The 228-nt window shown below is 62.3% G+C and carries 1 pseudogene; it reads right to left on the bottom strand.

The features are described 5' to 3' along the window. Positions 1-228 (bottom strand): annotated as a pseudogene (locus SB725_RS34345) (phosphomannomutase/phosphoglucomutase); the annotation flags it as partial.

Below are 228 nucleotides of genomic sequence, written 5' to 3'. Positions count from 1 at the left end.
CCAGCCAGCAACGAGCCAGTCTCTTTCATCTTCTTCTTGATCAGCGAATGGCCGGTCTTCCACATCAGCGCGCGGCCGCCATGCTGTTCGATCAGTGGGGTCAGGCGACGGGTGCATTTGACGTCGAAGATGATCTCGGCGCCCGGGTTGCGCGACAGCACGTCCTGGGCAAACAGCATCAGCAGGCGGTCGGGGTAGACGATGGTGCCGGTGTTGCTCACCACGCCC

This window comes from Pseudomonas sp. SIMBA_041, from assembly GCF_046535095.1.
Taxonomy (GTDB): domain Bacteria; phylum Pseudomonadota; class Gammaproteobacteria; order Pseudomonadales; family Pseudomonadaceae; genus Aquipseudomonas; species Aquipseudomonas mucoides.
The sequence above is the reverse complement of the archived record's forward strand: the minus strand, read 5'-3'. Positions and strand labels throughout refer to the sequence as shown.